Raw genomic sequence first — 1016 nt, forward strand, 5'->3', positions numbered from 1 at the left:
CGGCCCGGCTCAGGCCGCCACCAGCGGTGCCTTACGCGGCGTCGGTGCCGGCCGGTGGCGAGTCATGTGGCGGGCGGACAGGGTCGGATGTGGCGCGCACGGCGCATGGCGGGGTCCCTCGCCACAAACGACCGATTCCGCCGCTAGCCCGTCTGGGCCAGTGGTCACACTCAAAGCACCCTCACCGATTGGAGAACCACCATGAGCACCACCGATTCCCGCTTCCGCCCCGACGTGATCGCCGCCCTGCGTGACGTGTACATGCATGACGAGGAAATCCGCGCCTACCTGGCCCCGACCATCGCGGCCACCGAGCCCGGCCCGATGCACGAGGACACCGCATGGATGGATCGCATTCCCGTGCAGACCTGGACGACTGCCGCGCGCCTGTGGCGGGCGGTCCGTGCGGATCAGCCGGACCCGACCGGGCGCGGGCGTGCGCGCGTGGTCGGCCACGACGTGCCGACCTGGATCATGCCCGATCTGTTCCAGCAAGGGTTCGCCTCGTTCACCGACGCGGCCTGCGGCCTGGGGTCGGTGGAGAGCGTCCGCTCTTCGGTGGTCAGTAGGCGACGGAGAAGCGTGTGCGGTGGTGGGCGGGCTTCTCGATCTCGTCGGTGATGGCGAGGGCGATGTCGTCGCCGGAGATCTCCGAGACGCCGTTCTCGTCGCGCAGGAGGATGTCACCACCGATGCGGTAGTGGCCGCGGGCGGTGCCGGGGGCGTGCTTGCCGAAGTTCTCGGCGGGGCTGATGAGGAACCAGTCGAGGCGGTCGTCGGTGTTCGCGCGGAGGTCGTCGAGGGCTCCGGCGAGTTCGAGGGATTCGGGCTTGGCGACCTCGGGGAAGCCGGGGGTGTCGACCAGGCGGGGCCCGTCTGGTGCGATCAGGAGCGAGCCGGCCCCGCCCATTACCCCGAAGCGCACGCCTCGTTCCGCGGCGAGCCCTGCCGCCGTGGACAGCAGGGCGCGGAGGCGGCCTTTGCCGGCGAGCCCGCCGTGGGTGGACAGTGCCGAG

2 protein-coding genes are annotated in these 1016 nt (G+C 71.1%); one reads left to right on the forward strand and one right to left on the reverse strand.

From position 1 onward, the window contains the following. Positions 1-201: 201 nt before the first annotated feature. Complete coding sequence (locus AB0N07_RS52285) at positions 202-621, forward strand: hypothetical protein (RefSeq protein ID WP_298714751.1); 420 nt, start codon at positions 202-204, stop codon at positions 619-621. Here AB0N07_RS52285 and AB0N07_RS52290 read toward each other — a convergent pair. Further along, the coding region (locus AB0N07_RS52290; RefSeq protein WP_365848203.1) for an NAD-dependent epimerase at positions 563-1016 on the reverse strand (454 nt) is incomplete at its 5' end. The genes AB0N07_RS52285 and AB0N07_RS52290 overlap by 59 nt on opposite strands.

This window comes from Streptomyces sp. NPDC051172 (genome assembly GCF_040682555.1).
Taxonomy (GTDB): domain Bacteria; phylum Actinomycetota; class Actinomycetes; order Streptomycetales; family Streptomycetaceae; genus Streptomyces.

Excerpts from the sequence above, each read along its gene's own strand:
- AB0N07_RS52285 (WP_298714751.1), top strand. The coding sequence starts at position 202 with ATGAGCACCACCGATTCCCGCTTCCGCCCCGACGTGATCGCCGCCCTG.